At 57.3% G+C, this 18,832-nt stretch carries 17 protein-coding genes and 1 pseudogene; all 18 read left to right on the top strand.

Going from position 1 to position 18,832, the window contains the following annotated elements:
• The first annotated feature begins 156 nt into the window (after window positions 1-156).
• Window positions 157-1,296, top strand: a complete 1,140-nt coding sequence (locus ACP26L_RS34230; RefSeq protein WP_426450021.1) for a ubiquitin-like domain-containing protein — start codon at window positions 157-159, stop codon at window positions 1,294-1,296.
• Window positions 1,297-1,396: 100 nt separating this feature from the next.
• The gene (gene rnmV / locus ACP26L_RS34225) at window positions 1,397-1,954 is read left to right on the top strand and encodes a ribonuclease M5 (protein ID WP_426450019.1); all 558 of its coding nucleotides are present in this window, start codon (window positions 1,397-1,399) and stop codon (window positions 1,952-1,954) included.
• Complete coding sequence (gene rsmA, locus ACP26L_RS34220) at window positions 1,947-2,858, top strand: 16S rRNA (adenine(1518)-N(6)/adenine(1519)-N(6))-dimethyltransferase RsmA (protein WP_426450017.1); 912 nt, start codon at window positions 1,947-1,949, stop codon at window positions 2,856-2,858. The genes rnmV and rsmA overlap by 8 nt, the downstream gene beginning before the upstream one ends.
• A 108-nt stretch (window positions 2,859-2,966) precedes the next feature.
• A complete protein-coding gene (gene yabG, locus ACP26L_RS34215) occupies window positions 2,967-3,839 on the top strand; it encodes a sporulation peptidase YabG (RefSeq protein ID WP_426455212.1) in 873 nt (290 codons plus the stop codon).
• A 157-nt stretch (window positions 3,840-3,996) separates the two neighbouring features.
• A complete protein-coding gene (gene veg, locus ACP26L_RS34210; protein ID WP_013921246.1) occupies window positions 3,997-4,269 on the top strand; it encodes a biofilm formation stimulator Veg in 273 nt (90 codons plus the stop codon).
• A 241-nt stretch (window positions 4,270-4,510) separates the two neighbouring features.
• Window positions 4,511-4,687 (top strand): annotated as a pseudogene (locus tag ACP26L_RS34205) (small, acid-soluble spore protein, alpha/beta type); the annotation flags it as partial.
• Between the two features lie 362 nt (window positions 4,688-5,049).
• Entirely contained in the window at window positions 5,050-5,904 is an 855-nt protein-coding gene (gene ispE / locus ACP26L_RS34200; RefSeq protein ID WP_426455211.1) for a 4-(cytidine 5'-diphospho)-2-C-methyl-D-erythritol kinase, read from the top strand.
• Window positions 5,905-6,049: 145 nt separating this feature from the next.
• Complete coding sequence (gene purR, locus ACP26L_RS34195) at window positions 6,050-6,889, top strand: pur operon repressor (RefSeq protein WP_426450016.1); 840 nt, start codon at window positions 6,050-6,052, stop codon at window positions 6,887-6,889.
• 1 nt (window position 6,890) lies between these two features.
• Window positions 6,891-7,283 carry a RidA family protein gene (locus ACP26L_RS34190; RefSeq protein ID WP_426450015.1) on the top strand — a complete coding sequence of 131 codons (393 nt, stop codon included), beginning with the start codon at window positions 6,891-6,893 and terminating at the stop codon, window positions 7,281-7,283.
• Window positions 7,284-7,405: 122 nt separating this feature from the next.
• Window positions 7,406-7,693, top strand: coding sequence for a septation regulator SpoVG (spoVG, locus tag ACP26L_RS34185; RefSeq protein WP_014653027.1), 288 nt, complete (start codon window positions 7,406-7,408; stop codon window positions 7,691-7,693).
• A gap of 206 nt (window positions 7,694-7,899) precedes the next feature.
• The gene (gene glmU, locus ACP26L_RS34180; RefSeq protein WP_426455209.1) at window positions 7,900-9,294 is read left to right on the top strand and encodes a bifunctional UDP-N-acetylglucosamine diphosphorylase/glucosamine-1-phosphate N-acetyltransferase GlmU; all 1,395 of its coding nucleotides are present in this window, start codon (window positions 7,900-7,902) and stop codon (window positions 9,292-9,294) included.
• 132 nt (window positions 9,295-9,426) lie between these two features.
• Entirely contained in the window at window positions 9,427-10,080 is a 654-nt protein-coding gene (locus ACP26L_RS34175; protein ID WP_426450014.1) for a 50S ribosomal protein L25, read from the top strand.
• 257 nt (window positions 10,081-10,337) lie between these two features.
• On the top strand, window positions 10,338-10,898 hold the full coding sequence (gene pth / locus ACP26L_RS34170) for an aminoacyl-tRNA hydrolase (RefSeq protein WP_426450013.1): 561 nt from the start codon (window positions 10,338-10,340) through the stop codon (window positions 10,896-10,898).
• Window positions 10,899-11,007: 109 nt separating this feature from the next.
• Complete coding sequence (locus tag ACP26L_RS34165) at window positions 11,008-11,238, top strand: anti-sigma-F factor Fin (RefSeq protein WP_426450012.1); 231 nt, start codon at window positions 11,008-11,010, stop codon at window positions 11,236-11,238.
• 173 nt (window positions 11,239-11,411) lie between these two features.
• Window positions 11,412-14,936: a transcription-repair coupling factor gene (gene mfd, locus ACP26L_RS34160; RefSeq protein ID WP_426450010.1), complete on the top strand. Its 3,525-nt coding sequence runs from the start codon at window positions 11,412-11,414 to the stop codon at window positions 14,934-14,936.
• Entirely contained in the window at window positions 14,923-16,059 is a 1,137-nt protein-coding gene (locus ACP26L_RS34155) for a foldase protein PrsA (RefSeq protein WP_426450009.1), read from the top strand. The genes mfd and ACP26L_RS34155 overlap by 14 nt, the downstream gene beginning before the upstream one ends.
• Before the next feature lie 251 nt (window positions 16,060-16,310).
• Complete coding sequence (gene spoVT, locus ACP26L_RS34150) at window positions 16,311-16,853, top strand: stage V sporulation protein T (RefSeq protein WP_426450008.1); 543 nt, start codon at window positions 16,311-16,313, stop codon at window positions 16,851-16,853.
• A gap of 181 nt (window positions 16,854-17,034) precedes the next feature.
• On the top strand, window positions 17,035-18,759 hold the full coding sequence (locus ACP26L_RS34145; protein ID WP_426450006.1) for a putative polysaccharide biosynthesis protein: 1,725 nt from the start codon (window positions 17,035-17,037) through the stop codon (window positions 18,757-18,759).
• Window positions 18,760-18,832: the final 73 nt, after the last annotated feature.

The following is an 18,832-nucleotide window of genomic DNA, read 5'->3' as shown; positions in this document are numbered from 1 at the left end:
CATAACCTTGAAGGAGGTGGACGTTCAGAGCAAGTCCGGTTCTGATGGCTGAAACAGCAAACGTTGGTAATGGGGTTTAACAAATTTACCATAGTCGCGTCAGATGGAAATCATGCATAACACTCGGGTGGCGAGGCTTTAAGGAGGACCGAACAAGTGGGCGTTGTGAATCACGAACAAACCCATGTAAGACGATCATCCAGCATGTCCTTCGCATTGCGATGGAAGCATGAAAACTTGCGTATGATATCGATCATTGCACTCATTTCATTCGCTATGACTTTCATGTTCTTATTGATGTTGTACGGTACGTCGACCAAACGCGTATCGCTTGTTGTAGACGGCGTCGAACAGACGTTCCAGACCCGGCAGGGTATTCTACAGCGCATACTGGATGAGCAAGGCATCGCTGTCGGCGAATATGACCGATTGTCACATTCGCTTGGCGCAAAGGTAAAGTCAGGAGATCGGATCACGATTGAGAAGGCGAAACCGGTGCAGTTGACAGCAGACGGAGAGACATCAACCGTTTATACCACAGGGAAGACGGTGAAGGGCGCACTGGCGGATTTACATATAGAGCTGGGCGAACTAGACAAGGTAACTCCCGCGCTGGATGCGGAGATCATAGATGGTACGGGGATCCAGGTGGTCCGCGTGAAGAAAGAAGTCGAAGAAGTCAAAGAACCGATCGCGTTTGAGACTGTGAAACAAAACGAACCGCAGCTGCTGAAAGGCAAAGAGCAAGTGATTCAGGAGGGGCAGGAAGGTGTCCTGCTCAAGAAGACGGAGAAAGTATTCGAAGACGGCAAGCTCGTGAATGAGCAGGTCGTAGACCAGCAGGTGCAGACACAAAGTGTACAAAAGATCGTTGCCGTCGGGACGAAGAATCCGGTTGTGGTCTTATCTTCAACAACTCCCAACATGGATGAAGTCACCAAGAACGGTATTACATTCGGATATAAGCAGGTTCTTAACAATGTCAAAATGACCGCTTATACGGCTGGCGTTGCTTCTACGGGAAAAAGCAGCAGTCATCCGGCGTACGGTCTGACATCTTCGGGTACGAGAGTAACGGAAGGTCGCACCATTGCAGTGGATCCCAAAGTCATTCCAATCGGCTGGTGGGTATATATCGAGGGGCTCGGTTTCCGCCGGGCGGAAGACACCGGTAGCGCGGTGAAGGGCAACCACATCGACGTTTATTTCGAGAGCAGCGATTATGCAATCCGCTTCGGTTCCAAACGCGGTTACACGGTATACGTCATCGGTCCGAAAAAGCCAACGGCCGATTAAGGGCATGCAATGTGGGTAGACTCATTATATAGAACGGATAAAGAAGAGGCGTGTTCCTCTTCTTTTTCTCTTTTCTGGCGAAAGAAGGACCGATTGGGTTATGATTAAGGAAATCATCGTAGTGGAAGGCAAGGACGACACCGTAGCGATCAAGCGGGCGGTGGAGGCGGAGACGATCGAGACCGGCGGCTCCGCCATCAATAAGGATACGATCCGGCGCATCCGTCTTGCTCAGGAGCGGCGGGGCGTGATTGTGTTCACGGATCCGGATCACGCGGGAGAGCGGATCCGCAAGATCATCACCCGGGAGGTCCCGGGGTGCAAGCATGCGTTCCTGACGCAGGAGGCGGCGACAAGCAGGGGAGACATCGGCGTGGAGAATGCTTCTCCCGAGGCGATTCGCCAGGCGCTGGCCGCTGTACGCACGGACGGTGGAGCCTCGGAATCCGAGGTCACGATGGAGGATCTGATGGAAGCGGGTCTGATCGTGCACCCGCAGGCTGCTGCGCGCAGGCTGGTCATGGGCAACCGCCTTGGCATCGGCTACTGCAACGGCAAGCAGTTCTACAACCGCTGCCGGATGTTCCGGATATCCCGGGAAGAATTTGATGAAGCCCGGCGCGAGCTGGACGCACTGGAGGGACAAGCTCATGAATGACCAACAGATAACAGTGCCCGCAGGGGCTGAAGATATTGCATCGCCGAAGAGGACCAACGATCTGCTCAAGCGCCATGGCTTCAAGCTGAAGAAGAGCCTGGGGCAGAACTTTCTTATCGACACGAATGTCCTGAACAAGATTGTGGGGGCCGCCGAGCTCGATAAGACCAAGGGGGCTCTCGAGATCGGGCCGGGGATCGGCGCCCTTACACAGCAGCTGGCCAAAGCTGCCGGCCGGGTAACCGCTGTGGAGATCGACCAGCGGCTGCTGCCGCTGCTGAAGGAGACGCTGGCTCCTTACCCGCATGCTTCCGTAATCCACGGGGACGTGCTGCAGGTTTCCTTAAGCGACCTGTTCAAGGAACACTTCTCGGAATGCTCGGGTGTCAGCGTCGTGGCCAATCTGCCGTATTATGTGACCACCCCGATCATCATGAAGCTGCTTGAGGAGAAGCTGCCGCTGGAGAACATCGTGGTCATGATCCAGAAGGAAGTGGCCGAGCGGATGGCTGCCGGGCCGGGAGGGAAGGAGTACGGCTCCCTCAGCATTGCCGTGCAGTACTACTGTGAGCCGGAGATCGTGGCTATTGTGCCGCATACGGTGTTCATTCCGCAGCCGAACGTGGATTCCGCCGTTATTAAGCTGAAGGTCCGCCAGCAGCCCCCGGTGGACGTCGAAGATGAGGATTTCTTCTTCGACGTCATTCAAGCGAGCTTCGTGCAGCGGCGCAAGACGATCTATAATAACCTCTCCGCGAAGTATTTCACGAAAGAGACCAAGGGAGAGCTGGAAGGCCTCCTGCGGGAAGCTGGGATCGAACCTTCCCGCCGGGGCGAGACGCTGTCTATGCAGGAGTACGCCGTACTGTCGAGCCACCTCAGAGCGTATCTGCAGAAGTCTTAAGACCCAACTCCCTTGACTTATCCTGCACCCGCCTCCGGGTGATCCGTGCCGACCTGCACCAAATGCCCATTGCCGCCATAGGATAGACGAGGAGGCGATGCAGCCATGATGAGACAGGGAGACCTGGTCACACGCAGATCCTACGGCGGGGACATTGTGTTCAAAATTCATGAGATCAGGCAGCAGGTAGCCGTACTGCGCGGAGTGGAGATGAGGCTGCTGGCCGATGCGCCGCTGCAGGATTTGGAGGCGGCCCCGCAGTTCGACCCTTTTCAATATACGATCCCGGACCATCCCAAATGGATGGAAGCCATGCGGCGCACGCAGGCGACCCAGGCTTCTGCCGCTGCGCCTGGAGGCCCCTGGCCTGCCCAAGCTCCCGCTGCACCTTCAGCGGCCTATTTCGAGCTGCCCGGCAAGGTGCTTCACCTCGACGGTGATCCGAATTATCTGCGCAAATGCATGACATTGTACGGCGAACTGCGGGTACCGGCCGAAGGCTACTATGTAGCGGAGGCCAATATGGCCGATGCGCTGTACCGTCTGCTTCCGCAGGTGCAGCCCGATATCGTGGTCGTCACAGGACACGACGGCATTCTGAAACAGCGCTCGCCAGGCGATATCTCGCAGCTGTCCTCGTACAAGAACTCGCATAATTTCGTCAAAGCGGTACGGGCCGCGCGGCAGTATGAGAAGAGCCGGGATGCCCTGACGATCATTGCCGGCGCCTGCCAATCCCACTTTGAAGCGCTTCTGCAGGCCGGAGCCAATTTTGCCTCCTCGCCGGGCCGGGTGCTCATTCATGCGCTGGACCCGCTTTGCGTCGCGGCCAAGGTGGCCTTCACGCCGATCCGGGAGACGGTGAATATTGTCGATGTCATTGGGCTGACCCACAGTGGGCTGGAGGGGCTGGGCGGCATTGAATCCCGCGGCAGCTACCGAAGAGGTGTGCCCCGGATTCCCTATCTGACTCAAAAATAAGCGCCGAAAGGTGCTTTTTTTCTTTGGATAAAATTTTGGATAAAAAGGAAATTAACCGTTGACAACTGTTTTGGATGGCTGATATAATATTCGCCTTAAATTGACATACTACTACAGTTGCGTTATAATCGATCAAGGAAAGAGGTGGTAGTAGTCAATGGCTAAAAATTCGCTGTTGGATATCAAACGCAGTTTGGAACCTCATGTCGGACAAAAGATTATGTTAAGAGCGAATGGCGGTCGCCGTAAGACAATCGAAAGATCCGGTGTATTGGAGGAAACCTACCCTTCCGTATTTATTGTGAAGCTGGATCAAGAGCAGAACGCCTTCAAGCGAGTCTCCTACAGCTATGCGGACATATTGACGGAATCCGTTGAAGTGACGGTACATAGCGATGATGGCGAAGTGCGAATTACGATAGAACAGTAACCTATTACATACGCGGCTGTCCGGGGTTGAAGCGGGCGGCCGTTTTTATTGCCGTCTCTCATGATGCGAAGCGGGTATTTCTTTGTCGAATGCCGGCTTGCACACAGCTTCGGAGTCTACTATATATTGGACGGCGTACACAAGTTAAAGGTTGCATGATCGGGTGCATCATCCCTGAGCGGAAGGCGCATACTATCGCATACTACACCACGACACGTTACATCCAGAGGAGGCAGCGAGAATGGGGCGCAGAAACCGCAGAGGCGTGATGTCGGAAGAGTTCAAGTATGAGCTGGCAAAGGATCTCGGGTTCTATGAGACGGTAGAACGCGAGGGCTGGGGCGGGATCCGGACCAAGGATGCGGGGAATATGGTCAAACGGGCCATTCAGATTGCGGAGCATACACTGGTAAGGCAGCAGGCGCAGCAGCAGGGGGCGACGACAGCGCAGACGGGCTTCCAGGGTCCGAGCGTGCAGGCCGCTTCATATGCCCCTATCCCCGTTCCCCGGTCTGTGGTGCCGCAGGGTGGGGCAAGCCAGCAGGGGTATGTCCCTAACCCCGGCATGAACGTTCCGCCGGCTTACATGATCCCACAGGTGCAGGCACCGGCCGGTTCGTACATGTACGGCCAGAGGCAATAGGTAGCCGGTGAAGGCTGAAGCTGCGTGGAGGCGGCTTCGGCTTTTTTTTGTCGGGCTTTTGGTATAGTATTAGAAGGAATGGCTGAAGAGCCTATTATTCGGATGTAGACAGGGATAAAGAAGGTGCCCCCATGACGATGAAAGTATTCGAGAAAGCCCCGGCAAAAATCAATTTGTCGCTGGATGTGTTATATAAACGGGATGACGGCTACCACGAGGTGGAAATGGTCATGACGATGGTCGATCTGGCGGACCGGATCGAGATGCAGGAACTGCCGCGAGATACGATCATCATCTCCTCCCAGGCGGGTTATATTCCGCTCGATGAGAAGAATCTGGCCTTTCAGGCGGCCCGGCTGATCAAGGACCGTTATGATGTGAAGCAGGGCGTGTATATTCATCTCGACAAGAAAATACCCGTAGCGGCGGGCCTGGCGGGAGGCAGCAGCGATGCGGCGGCTGCACTGCGCGGTCTCAACCGGCTGTGGAAGCTCGGCATCCCCACGGAGGAGCTGCAGCGGCTCGGTGCGGAGCTCGGCTCGGACGTGCCGTTCTGCGTGACGGGCGGTACGGCGGTGGCCCGCGGCCGGGGAGAGAAGCTCGAGCACATCGAGGCGCCGCCTCAGTGCTGGGTCGTTCTGGCCAAGCCGCCGATCAATGTGTCGACTTCGGAGATCTACGGCAAGCTGAACGCGGCCGGAATCCGGAAGCATCCGTCGACGGCGGCGGTGCTGGAGGCCATCCGGACGAAGCGCTTCGATGCGCTCTGCGGCAGCCTGGGCAACGTGCTGGAGGAAGTGACGCTCGATCTGTATCCTGAGGTAAGACAGCTGAAGGAAGTCATGATGCGGCTGGGTGCAGACGGCGTGCTCATGTCGGGGAGCGGGCCAACTGTCTTCGGCCTGGTGTCCAGGGAGTCCAAGGTAGCAAGAATCTATAACGGATTGCGCGGGTTCTGCAAGGATGTATATGCCGTCCGACTGTTAACGTAAAACTATCGAATTGGTGTTAGGTTTGTGTTATTATAATTTTCATGAACTTGCTTGAATAAATACGTATAAAAATGTTATATTCTCATTATATTATTCGGATTTGTCAAGTCGATTGAGGATCCGTCGTGTAGAGGGGGTGCGCCGATTGAAAAAATTAAAACGAAGTGCAAGATTGGTGGAGATGACCCAATACTTGCTGATTCGCCCCCATACCCTGATTCCTTTGACCACCTTTGCCGACCGGTATAATTCGGCCAAATCGTCTATTAGCGAAGACTTGGCGATCATCAAAGAAGTGTTTGAAGAAGAGGGCCTTGGGGATTTGCAGACCCTTGCTGGCGCAGCAGGAGGAGTCAAGTTCATACCCCGGGTATCGAAGTCGCATTCGCTGCAGTTCATCAGCGGCATCTGCCGCCAGCTTGAACAGCCGGAGCGCATCCTGCCCGGAGGCTATCTGTACATGTCGGATATTATGGGGCAGCCCATGATCCTGAACGAAGTCGGCAAGATGTTCGCATCCGTCTTCGCGGGCAAGGATATCGACGTGGTCATGACCGTCGAAACGAAGGGGATTCCACTGGCTTACGCCACGGCAACCTACCTGAATCTGCCTGTCGTCATTGTACGCCGGGACAACAAGGTGACCGAAGGCTCGGCCGTAAGCATCAACTACGTATCAGGCTCCAACAAGCGGATCCAGACGATGTCGCTTTCCCGGCGCGCCCTGAAGGAAGAGTCGAAGGTGCTGATCATCGACGACTTCATGCGGGTGGGCGGTACGATTCACGGCATGATGGACCTGCTCCAGGAGTTCAAGGCCACCGTGAAGGGCGTCGGCGTCTTCGTCGAATCCGGCGAGGTGGAGGAGCATCTAGTGGAAGATTACATATCCCTTGCAAAGCTGTCCGCCGTGGATCCCAAAACCCGTGCGATCACAGCGGAGCCGGGCAATTATTTCTATGAAGGCGACTCGGAGGAGGAATAGTATGACGACGAAGCTTCAGACGATTGCGACGGAAGGGGCCCCGGCTGCGATCGGGCCGTATTCCCAGGCTGTACGTTTTGGCAATCTGCTCTTTACATCCGGCCAGATTCCGCTCGGTCTGGACGGTCAGGTGGTGGAAGGCGGCGTGGAGGAACAGACGCATCAGGTGTTCCGCAACCTTCAAGCTGTCCTGGAGGCGGCAGGCACGGATTTCTCGCAGGTGGCGAAGGCAACCGTTTTCATCAAGGACATGAACCAGTTCGCTGCGATCAACGCCATCTATGCTTCTTACTTCGGGGACCACAAACCGGCGCGTTCCACAGTCGAAGTCGCCCGCTTGCCCAAGGATGTTCTTGTCGAAATCGAGCTTATCGCCGCGCTAAATGTCGAATAACGGCGAAAACCTTAAATAATAATTAAATATCGGAAAAATTTCCGAAGATAAGAAGGAATTTGACCTAAAATGTGGAATTTATAGCCTAAGTCCCCAAGATGGAAAAAGGTGGTGAACTAGAGGTGCAAATTACTGACGTCAGACTTCGTCGGGTGAACTCCGAGGGCAGAATGAAAGCCATTGCTTCCATTACCATCGATAACGAATTTGTAGTGCATGACATTCGTGTGATTGACGGTAACAACGGCATGTTTGTTGCCATGCCTAGCAAGCGTACGCCGGATGGCGAGTTTAGAGATATCGCCCATCCTATTTCCTCTTCCACTCGCGAGAAGATCCAAGCTGCAGTATTAGCGGAATATGAACGTGCCGCTACGGAAGAAGAAGTGATCGTAGAAGAAGGTGCCTAAACTTCGGATCGGGAGAGAGCCACGCGGCTCTCTTTTCTTTTACCCCGAAGTAGGCTATAGTAAAAGCAGAGGGTCCCGCGGGTCCAGCCGTTTGCTGCCGCGGGACTTATTTGAGTTGTGGAGAACCGGGCCGAAGCGGCCGCGCACTACATAAGATAAGGTAAGGAAAAATAGGGATGTAAGGGGATGGACGAGAGTTGAACATCATGGGAATCGTGCTCGCAGCCGGGCAGGGCAAACGGATGAAGTCGAAGCTTTATAAGGTGCTGCACCCGGTGTGCGGCAAGCCGATGGTCGGGCATGTCGTATCCACGCTGGAGAAGCTCGGAACGAGCCGTACGGTGGTGATTGTCGGCCATGGAGCGGAAGCGGTCCAGGGATATCTCGGCGAACGGGCCGAATATGCGCTTCAGGCGCAGCAGCTCGGTACTGGGCATGCCGTTCTGCAGGCGAAGGAGCTGCTCGGTGCGGAGGAAGGCACGACCCTGGTGATCTGCGGGGACACTCCGCTGATCTCGGAAGAGACGCTGCAGGGCATGTTCCGGCTCCATGAGGAGAAGGGAGCGGCCGCCACGATCCTGACGGCGGTGGTGGAGGAGCCGAAGGGCTATGGCCGGATTCTGCGCGACGAGCGGGGCTTCGTTTCCGGCATCGTCGAGGAGAAGGACTGCAGCGAGGCCCAGCGCCTGGTGCAGGAAGTGAACACGGGAACGTACTGCTTCGACAACCGCAAGCTGTTCGAAGCGCTCTCCGCCGTAACGAACGAGAACGCGCAGGGCGAGTACTACCTGACGGACGTAATCGGCATTCTGGCCGGACAAGGCGAGATCGTCGAGGGCTACGCGATGAAGGAAGTGGTCGAATCGATCGGTGTCAATGACCGTCTCGCACTCTCCCAGGCGGAAGCGGCGATGCGCGAGCGGATCAACCGCGGACACATGCTGAACGGAGTTACGTTCGTCGATGCGGCCAGCACGTATATCGAAGCGGATGTGACGATCGGCGCGGATACGGTGATTCTGCCGGGGACCACGATCCGCGGACGGACGACGATCGGGGAGGACTGTATCCTCGGCCCGCAGGCGGATATCCAGGACAGCACGATCGGCAGCGGCGTAGAGATCAAGCATTCCGTGCTGCTCGAAGCGGTGGTCGGTGCAGGCACTACCGTAGGACCGTTTGCTTATCTGCGTCCGGGCGCCGATCTTGGGGAGAATGTGAAGATCGGCGACTTCGTCGAGATCAAGAACGCCAAGCTGGCGGACGACGTCAAGGTCTCGCACCTCAGCTACATCGGGGATGCAGTCATCGGCCGCAACGTCAACTTCGGCTGCGGGGCCATTACCGTGAACTACGACGGCTTCAACAAGCAGCTGACTGAAGTGGAAGAGGATGCGTTCGTCGGCAGCAACGTCAACCTGATCGCGCCGGTAAAGATCGGCAAGGGGGCTTATGTGGTTGCGGGATCGACGATCACCTCGAACGTGGAAGCCGGGGACCTGGCGATTGCCCGGGAGCGGCAGGTGAATAAGCCGGGCTATGCCGATAAGCTTCGCGCCCGTTTCGCTGCCAAGAAGGCACAGTCAAAAAAGTCGGAGTAAGGTCGGAGTAAACCTGCGAACAGCCGCATGGAGCTTCGGAGGCGCGGCTTTTAAGCCAAGCGATGTTTTGAACCTCCTTCATATGGGTAAAGTAGTAGAAGCTTGTTTTACCCAAATGAAGGAGGTTTTTCTATGCCAACCACGTTGAAAGCGGAAGTTCGCACGACAACCACCAAGGGGGAACGAAACCAGCTGCGTGCGCAGGGTATGGTACCGGGTGTCGTTTATGGAAAAAAGGTGTCCCAGACCTCCATTGCCATTGACCAAAAAGAGCTGGTACAGCTTTTGAAATCGAATCCGCATGCCATTATCGATATGGAAGTACCCCAGTTCGGCAAGCAGCCTGTCATGATTAATGAAGTGCAGCGGGACAAGCTGAGCCGTCAGGTGCTTCACGTCGATTTTCATCAGATCAATATGGACGAGCCGGTCAATACGACGGTACGAATCGAATTTATCGGCGAACCGCTGGGCGTCAGCGAAGGGGGCATCCTGCAGATTCAGCGCCACGAACTTGAGATCCGCTGCCTGCCGCGTGATATTCCGGCCAGTATCGAGATCGATATCAGCTCGCTGAACGTAGGCGAGAACAAGATCGTCTCCGAGCTGCAGCTGCCGGCGAATATTGAGCTGAAGACGGATGAGAACGACGTCATCGCTACGATCCTGACGCCGCAGAAGGAAGAGGAGGAGACGGTGGAAGCCGAGGAAGCCGTGGCCGAGGCCGCTCAGGAGGAGCCTGCAGCGGAAGAGGCATCGGAGGAGAAGGCGGAAGCGAACGCTTAAATCCCCGGCGCTAACCCGAGCAGCCGTTTATACAGCAGGGCGTACCGGCCGAGGGCCGGTGCGCTTTTTGCTTCCAATGAGAATCTATCCGAACTACTTGTGCGTTCTTCGAAAAAGATCGCATTATGGTGAATCGCCTGCGGAGGATAAGCCTTTTGGCATGAATTTCCCCGGCTCGGTTGGCGCAGGACCGTTTTTGGAGTATGATGAATCCAAAGGAAAAAGGCACCACGAGCAGGTGAAGGGAGAAGTTGGCGTTGAAGTGGTTTGTAGGCCTCGGCAATCCGGGGCGGCAGTATGAAGCGACCCGGCACAATATCGGGTGGATGGCGCTGGACCGGTTCGCGGACAAGCACGGCATCCAGATCTCACAGAACAAATGCAAGGGACTGCTCGGGGAAGGGCATGTGGCGGGACAGAAGGTATACCTGCTCAAGCCGCAGACTTTCATGAATCTATCCGGGGAGTCCATTCGGGCGTTCATGGATTTCTACAAAGCGCCTCTCGAAGATCTTGTCGTGATCTATGACGACATGGATACGCCGTTCGGCTCGATCCGGCTGCGCTATCAGGGCAGTGCGGGCGGACATAACGGCATCAAATCGACGATCCAGCATCTCGGAACCCAGTCGTTCCAGCGGATCCGCATGGGGATATCCCGTCCGCTGCCGGGCCGCAATATTGCCGATTACGTGCTCAGTACGTTCTCTAAAGAAGAGGTGCAGGGCATCCCGCCTGTGCTGGACCGTACCTGTGAAGCGATGGAGCATCTGCTTCAGCATCCGTTCGAGAAGACGATGGCGGTCTTCAACGCCTAAGCAGAAGCGAGCGGTACTTGATGCTGTTCCGGCATGATTTCCCCCCACTTTGGCCATACTATGGAAAAGTGCGCTCCGGCTGGTCCGGAGTTCGGAGGAGGAATCGAGTATGGCCGTCAAATACACATGCCGCCACTGCCAGACGTTAATCGGGGAGATCGACCAGGGGGGCGTAAGCGAGTATCAGCTGGGCTTCCATTTCTTGACCCCTGAAGAACGGAGAGATATAATATCGTATAACCCGAACGGGGATGTATCCGTGAAGGTTGTATGTGATTACTGCAGGGAAGCGCTGGAAGCCAATCCGGAGCTGTCGCTCCTCGGCAGTCCTCTGCAATAAGAGGCAGTTCATCGGTAATCGGCTATCCGGCTTATGGTAGAATGACCGGCCTAAAGCGTCATGCGCTGTAGGCCTTTTTAGTGATTTGGGGAAGCGGCGCGCTTGTCTTCAGCCGAAGAAGCGGCGCGATCCGCCAGAACCCGGGTGTATGTGGTTGAGAGGGGTGTCCTGTTTTGCAGGCTTTGATTCAGGCTTTCTCCGCGGATAACGATTTCAAGAGCATCGTGTCCGGCATTCGATCGGGGATGAGAGAGCAGTTGATCGCCGGTTTAACCGGCTCATCACGGCAGGTGATGCTGGCTTCGCTTTTTGAGGAGCTGCAGCAGCCTCTATTTGTCGTGACGCATAATATGTTTGCCGCACAAAAGATGTTCGAGGATCTGGCGGAGCTGCTGCCGCCGGAGAAGGTGCTGCTGTTCCCGGCCCAGGAGCTGCTGGCGGCCGAAGCGGCCATCGCCAGTCCCGAGATGCTGGCGCAGCGGATCGATGCGCTGGCCCGGCTGGCAGCGGGCTTCCGCGGCCTTGTTGTCGTGCCTTATGCGGGCATGCGCAGACTGCTGCCGGACCAGGCATCCATTGCCGCCGCGCAGATGACCGTGAGCGTAGGAGAGACACTCGAGCTGGATAAGCTCGTTGTCCGTTTGGTGGAGCTCGGCTACGAACGGGTGGAGCGCGTAGAGCGCAAAGGTGAAATGAGCGTACGGGGCGGGATTCTCGATCTGTTCCCGCTGACCTCCCCGCATCCGTTCCGGATCGAGCTCTTCGATGTGGAAGTCGATTCGATCCGTTCGTTCGATGCCAGCGACCAGCGTTCGATCGATAAGGTGCAGACGCTGTTGATTCCTCCGTGCCGGGAGATCGTAGTGGATCGCAAGCGGTTACAATCGGCCGCCCAGCAGGTGCATGAGCTGCTGCAGGAGCAGATCGATAAGATGACCGACCGGGCGGCCAAAGACAAGCTGCTGGAAGGCATCGGTCATGAGATCGAGCTGCTGAGGGAAGGGCATTCGTTCCAGGGCATGTTCAAGTATGTATCGCTTCTGTTCCCGGACCGGCAGACGCTGCTGGACTATATGCCGGAGGACACGATCCTGATCGTGGACGAACCGGCCCGTCTTCTGGAGACGGCCAAGCAGCTGGAGAAGGACGAAGCGGAGTGGATGACCAATTCGCTGCAGGAGGGCAAGAGCCTGCCGTCCCTTGTCCTGTCGAAGCCTTATGAGACGCTGCTGCACCGCAAGCCGTATCCTACGATTTATATGTCGCTCTTCCTTCGCCAGGTGCCGCAGACCATTCCACAGAACATTGTCAACTTCATGTGCCGCGTCATGCAGAGCTTCCACGGTCAGATGAACCTGCTCAAGAGTGAGATGGAGCGGTGGAAGAAGGCCGGAGCTCATGTCATTATGCTGGCCAGCGGGGCGGAGCGTGTCGAGCGGATGAAGCGCGTGCTGGACGATTATGGAATCGAAGCGCCGCAGATTGAAAGCGGCTCGCTTCAAACCGGATTCGAGCTGCCGGGCATCCATCTGGTGGTGATCACCGAAGGCGAGATGTTCACCCAGAAGCAGCGCAAAGCGCGCAAGGTGGACAAGAAGATCGAGAACGCCGAGCGGATCAAGAACTACCAGGAGCTGAAGGTAGGCGACTATGTCGTTCACGTCAATCACGGGATCGGCAAGTTCGTCGGCATCGGAACCCTCGAGGTAGGCGGCATTCATAAAGATTATCTTCACATCATGTACGCCGGCGGCGACAAGCTGTCGGTACCGATTGATCAGATCGACCAGGTCCAGAAGTACGTCGGCGCGGAAGAGGGCAAGGAGCCCAAGATCTACAAGCTGGGCGGTACGGACTGGAACCGGGTCAAGAGCAAGGCGAGGGCTTCCGTTCAGGATATCGCCGACGACCTCATCAAGCTCTATGCGGAGCGGCAGGCTACGGTGGGATATGCCTTCAACAATGACAGCAACTATCAGCAGGAGTTCGAGGGGATGTTCCCTTACGAGGAGACAACCGACCAGTTGCGGGCGATCGAAGAGATCAAGCAAGATATGGAGAAGCCGCGTCCGATGGACCGTCTGCTCTGCGGCGACGTGGGTTACGGGAAGACGGAAGTGGCCATCCGCGCCGCGTTCAAGGCGGCGATCGACGGCAAGCAGGTGGCGGTGCTCGTGCCGACAACGATCCTGGCGCAGCAGCACTATGAGACGTTCCGCGAGCGCTTCTCCGGCTATCCGTTCAATATCCAGGTGCTGAGCCGCTTCCGCTCCAAGAAAGAGCAGACGGATACGATGAAGGGCGTCAAGGCGGGTACGGTCGACGTGGTCATCGGTACCCACCGGCTGCTCTCCAAGGATGTGCAGTTCAAGGATTTGGGACTGCTCATCGTCGATGAAGAACAGCGCTTCGGGGTATCCCATAAGGAGAAGCTGAAGCGCCTGAAGACGAACGTGGACGTGCTGACCTTGACAGCGACGCCGATTCCAAGAACGCTGCATATGTCGATGCTCGGCGTAAGGGATCTCTCCGTTATCGAGACGCCGCCGGAGAACCGGTTCCCGGTTCAGACCTATGTCGTGGAATACAGCACGAATTTGGTCCGGGAGGCTATCGAGCGGGAGCTGGCCCGGGAAGGGCAGGTATACTACCTGTACAACCGGGTGCAGGGCATTACCCAGATGGCCGAGCAGATCACGGCGCTGGTGCCGGAAGCAAGGGTCACGGTGGCGCACGGCCAGATGTCCGAGCAGGAGCTCGAGAAGACGATTCTCGACTTCCTGGACGGCGAGTACGATGTCTTGGTGTCGACGAGCATTATCGAGACCGGGGTGGACATTCCGAACGTGAATACGCTGGTGGTCCACGATGCCGACAAGATGGGGCTTTCCCAGCTGTATCAGCTCAGAGGACGGGTCGGCCGCTCCAACCGGATCGCTTATGCTTACTTCACGTATCAGCGGGATAAAGTGCTGACCGAGGTGGCGGAGAAGCGGCTGCAGGCCATCAAAGAGTTTACAGAACTTGGATCAGGGTTTAAAATTGCCATGAGAGACTTGTCCATCCGCGGGGCGGGCAACCTGCTTGGGGCTGAGCAGAGCGGCTTTATTGCCTCCGTCGGATTCGACCTGTACTCCCAGATGCTTGGTGAAGAGATCAGCAAGCGCAAGAAGGAGATGGGCGGCGAGGCCGTGCCGGAGACGAAGGCATGGTCGACCCAGCTGGACATCCAGCTTGACGCTTACATCCCGGGCGATTACATCTATGACAGCGTGCAGAAGATCGAGATTTATAAGAAGGTAGCGGCGGTCCAGACGCTTGAAGAAGCGGCGGAGCTGCACGACGAGCTTGTTGACCGGTTCGGCGACCTGCCGGAAGCGGTGCATAACCTGCTGCTTGCGGCCAGGCTGAAGGTATACGGGGCACAGTATGCAATCGAGACCATTTCGCAGAAGGGGCTGGATTACGAACTGAAAATCCATCCCGATCAGAACGGCAACCTCGACGGACAGAAGCTGTTCGAATTGTCGGCTGAGTTCGAGAACCGGGTGAAGCTGATCGGCGGTCCGCAAATCATCGTTGAACTGAAGGGCAAGGGTTTGACCCCGGAACAATCCATCGAAACCCTCGAGAGGTTCCTGGTACAGTACAAGCGTGCGCTCAAATCGAAGGGAGAACTGCAAGATGTTGCAAAATAAGAAAAAGCCTCTGCGTCAAGGAATGATGGCTCTGATGGCTCTGGTACTCGTAGCGGGGCTGTCTGTGGGCTGTGGCAAAAAGAAAGACGAAGAGGCGGCGCCGGCACCGGCTCCTGCAGGAACGGAAGCTCCTGCGGCTTCGACCGGCAATCCTTCGGATGTCCTTGTCACCTACAAGGACGGCGGCAAAGTCACGCGCGAAGAGTTCGACAAATTTGTCGGCATCAACCTGTTCTTCAACAAGCAGTATGAGCAGTTCAAGAGTGACCCGGCCTTCCAGCAGGACATGATGAAGCAGCTCGTCACCTTCAAGATCCTGGCCTCCCGTGCGGATGAGAAAGCGAAGACCGATGCGGCGGCACAAAGCAAGACCCAGATGGAGCAGATCAAGGCATTCCTCGGGGCACAGGAAGGCGGCTTGGAGCAGCAGCTCAAGACGGCGAATGTAACCGAGAAGGAACTGGAAGACTTCGTCACGCGCAGCATTACGGCGATTGTGTCCGAAGAGAACAAGGTATCCGAGGCGGATCTCAAGACCGCGTACGACAATAACCTGAAGGCCGATGCGGCGGCTTATACGACGGCAACGGTCAGCCATATCCTGGTAGGGCTGAAAGATACGGCAACGCAGAAGGACCGCACCGATGAGGAAGCGCTGAAGCGTGCTCAGGAGGTCAAAGGAAAGCTGGATGCAGGCGGGGATTTTGCCGCGCTGGCCAAAGAATATTCCGATGACCCGGGCTCCAAAGATGCCGGCGGTAAGTATGAGAATGCGGAAGTGTCCCAATGGGTTCCTGAGTTCAAGCAGGCGGCTGTCGACCTGCCGCTCAACAAGATCAGCGATCCGGTGAAAACGAACTACGGCTACCATGTCATGAAGGTGGAGTCCCGTGCAACGAAAACGTTCGAAGATGTGAAGCCTCAGCTGAAATCCTCCGCTGCGGAAGCGAAGGTCTATGAGTTCGTGGAGAAGGAGCTGCCTACGCTCATCGAGACGAATAACCTGCCGAAGCCGGAAGAAAAGCCGGCGACGCAAGCTCCGGCAACGGACGCACCGGCGGCCGACGCGCCGAAGACGGATGCACCGGCGGCGGATGCGCCGAAAACCGAAGGAACGAAGTAACAATTACCAAGGTCCCCGTAAGGGGGCCTTGTTTTGTTTTCTTTTTTTTGGACATAATGTAAACAGCGGTTTACCAGGGTACATAGCCCTCCGGCAGTTTTGGCGCCCCCGAAAAGAGACCGATGCATAAGCCTTTGGAAACCGAAGAATACTATGGTTAGTCTAGTCGAGTTCCCTCCATGAGCATACAGGCATAAAGGGTAATCCAGTTCCTATCCCATTCCTCAAGGAAAGCGAGGCATCTAGAACATATGAAAGCAACTGGAATTGTTCGTCGCATTGACGATCTTGGCAGGGTCGTAATCCCCAAGGAGATTCGCCGTACCCTCCGGATCCGCGAAGGGGACCCGCTTGAAATTTTCGTGGACCGCGATGGAGAGGTCATTCTGAAGAAATACTCTCCCATCGGTGAACTCGGTGATTTCGCCAAAGAATATGCTGAATCTCTCTATGAAAGCACGAACCATATCACGATGATCTCCGACCGGGATACCGTTATCGCTGTGGCTGGCGGTTCCAAGAAGGATTATCTGGAGAAGAGCGTAGGGCCGCTGATAGAGCAGTGCATGGAGAACCGGAAGGCCACGATGGAAAGCAATCAGGGCACTTATGAAATGCTGAAGGATATCACTGAAGCTTACAGCTCTTATGTCATCGCTCCGATCGTCGCGGGCGGCGACCCGATCGGTTCCGTTATCCTGATCAATAAGGATGAGAGCGTGAAGATGGGCCAGATGGAACTCAAGATGGCCGAGACGGCTGCCGGCTTCCTGGCCAAGCAAATGGAGCAGTAGATTTGAATTCTCGAATTATAGGACGAGCACGGCTTCCTGATGATTCCCCTTGCAGCCGTAAGGGACATCAGGAAGTTTTTTGTGTTCCCAGGCGCCTGTTTTTGGCATGAGGGGCCAAATAAGGTATAATGATGCCGATGCTGGGGTGAACGCCCAGAAGGAAAAGGGGAACGGCTAAGGCATGAATGGGCAAACGGAGCGGATACCGGAGGAGCGTCGGGAGGATGACGGGAAACCGGTGCAGGCATGGGAGCCGGCCGGCGGCGGTCCTCCAGCGGCAGAATCAACCTGGAAGACCCGAAGCGGGATGCTGCAGGGGGCCGCTCTGCTGGGTATCGCCGCCATCGTCTCCAAGCTGATCGGTACGCTGCAGAAGATTCCGCTGCAGAATCTGGCCGGCGATACGGTTTTCGGTATTTATAATGCAGTCTATCCTTTGTATACCCTGATTTTGTTTCTGGCGACAGCGGGTTTTCCTCTGGTCGTCTCCAAGTTCGTCTCGGAGTGCGCGGCCCAGAAAAGGGACGGGGAAGCGCTACGGGTGCTGCGGACCGCTTCCGGTGTACTGACAGGCACGGGACTGATATGCTTCACTCTGCTCTACCTGGGGGCGGAGCAGCTCGGAAGCTGGATGGGAGCGGCTCAGACCGCACCCGCTATCCGCAGCGTATCGTTCGCCCTGCTGCTCGTACCGGTGCTGTCCGCTCTTCGCGGCTACTTCCAAGGGTATGGGGACATGGCGCCGACGGCATGGTCTCAGGTAGGGGAGCAGACGGTAAGGGTGCTGACGATGTTCGCCCTGCTGATGACATTCTTGTGGATCGGTGCCGCACCCGAGACGATCGCGGCAGGAGCCACCCTCGGCTCGGCTGCCGGAGCGGCGGCAGGTCTGCTGATGATGCTGTTCCACTGGCGAAGAAGCCGAAGCGGACGTGTGGCCGGCAGGCTGCCATGGGCATGGAAAGCGGATCTGGACTTGGCCAGGCGGATTGCGCTGTACGCCATTCCGTTGTGTCTTGGCTCTATCGCGATGCCCATCCTGACCCTGGTCGACTCGTTTACGGTTCCCCGGCTGCTGCTCGGGGCCGGTTATGATGAGCCGGGTGCACTCTATCAGTTCGGGCTGTATAACCACGGGCTGCCCCTTGTGCAGCTCGTGGCCATGATCGCCTCCTCGATGACAGCGGCTCTGGTGCCGGCCATAGCGGAGGCGGCGGGCAGCAGTGACCGGGCTCAGCTGAGGCAGCGGGCAGGCACCGCGCTGCGGCTGGCCTGGATGATCGGGCTGCCGGCCGCAGCCGGGCTGGCCCTGCTCGCGGGTCCGCTCAATCTCATGTTCTACAAGAGCACGGAGGGGACTCCGGCCATGGCCGTCCTCTCGCTGACCGCGCTGTTCTCCGTGCTGAATATCGCCGGCAGCAGTGTGCTTCAGGGCCTCGGCGCCGTCCGCGCGCCGGCGCTCTACCTGCTGCTCGCCGCCGGCGTCAAGCTCGCCGCCAACGCGCTGCTCGTCCCGCGCCTGGGCATCGACGGCGCCGCCTGGGCGGCTGTGGCCGCCTACGCGCTCGCCGGCGGCCTCGCGCTCGCGCACGCGCTGCGCGCCGCCGGCGTCCCGGCCGCGGGCGGCCGCGGGGCCATGAAGGCGGTGCTCGCCACCGCCTTCATGGCTGCCGGCCTGCTGGCCGTGACGCACGGCGCGGCGCCGCTGCTCACGCAGCCGGCCGGCGCGCCCGCCCCGCGGGCGGCGGCCACGGCCGTGGCGCTCGGCGGCGTCGCCGCGGGCGCGCTCGTGTACGCGCTCGCGGCGCTGCGGCTCGGCGCGGTGACCGCCGCCGAGCTGGAGGCGGCGCCTTCGCTGGCGCAGAAGCCGCTGCGGTGGCTGCGCCGGCTGCGGCTGCTCCGCTAGCGGCTGCCCGGCTCCGGCGCGGGCGTGTTGATCTTTGATGTAAGGGCACAGCTGCCCATCCACTATCCTTGAA

Source organism: Paenibacillus sp. S-38, from assembly GCF_049942825.1.
GTDB lineage: Bacteria > Bacillota > Bacilli > Paenibacillales > NBRC-103111 > Paenibacillus_G.
This window is presented reverse-complemented; position numbering and strand designations above follow the sequence as displayed.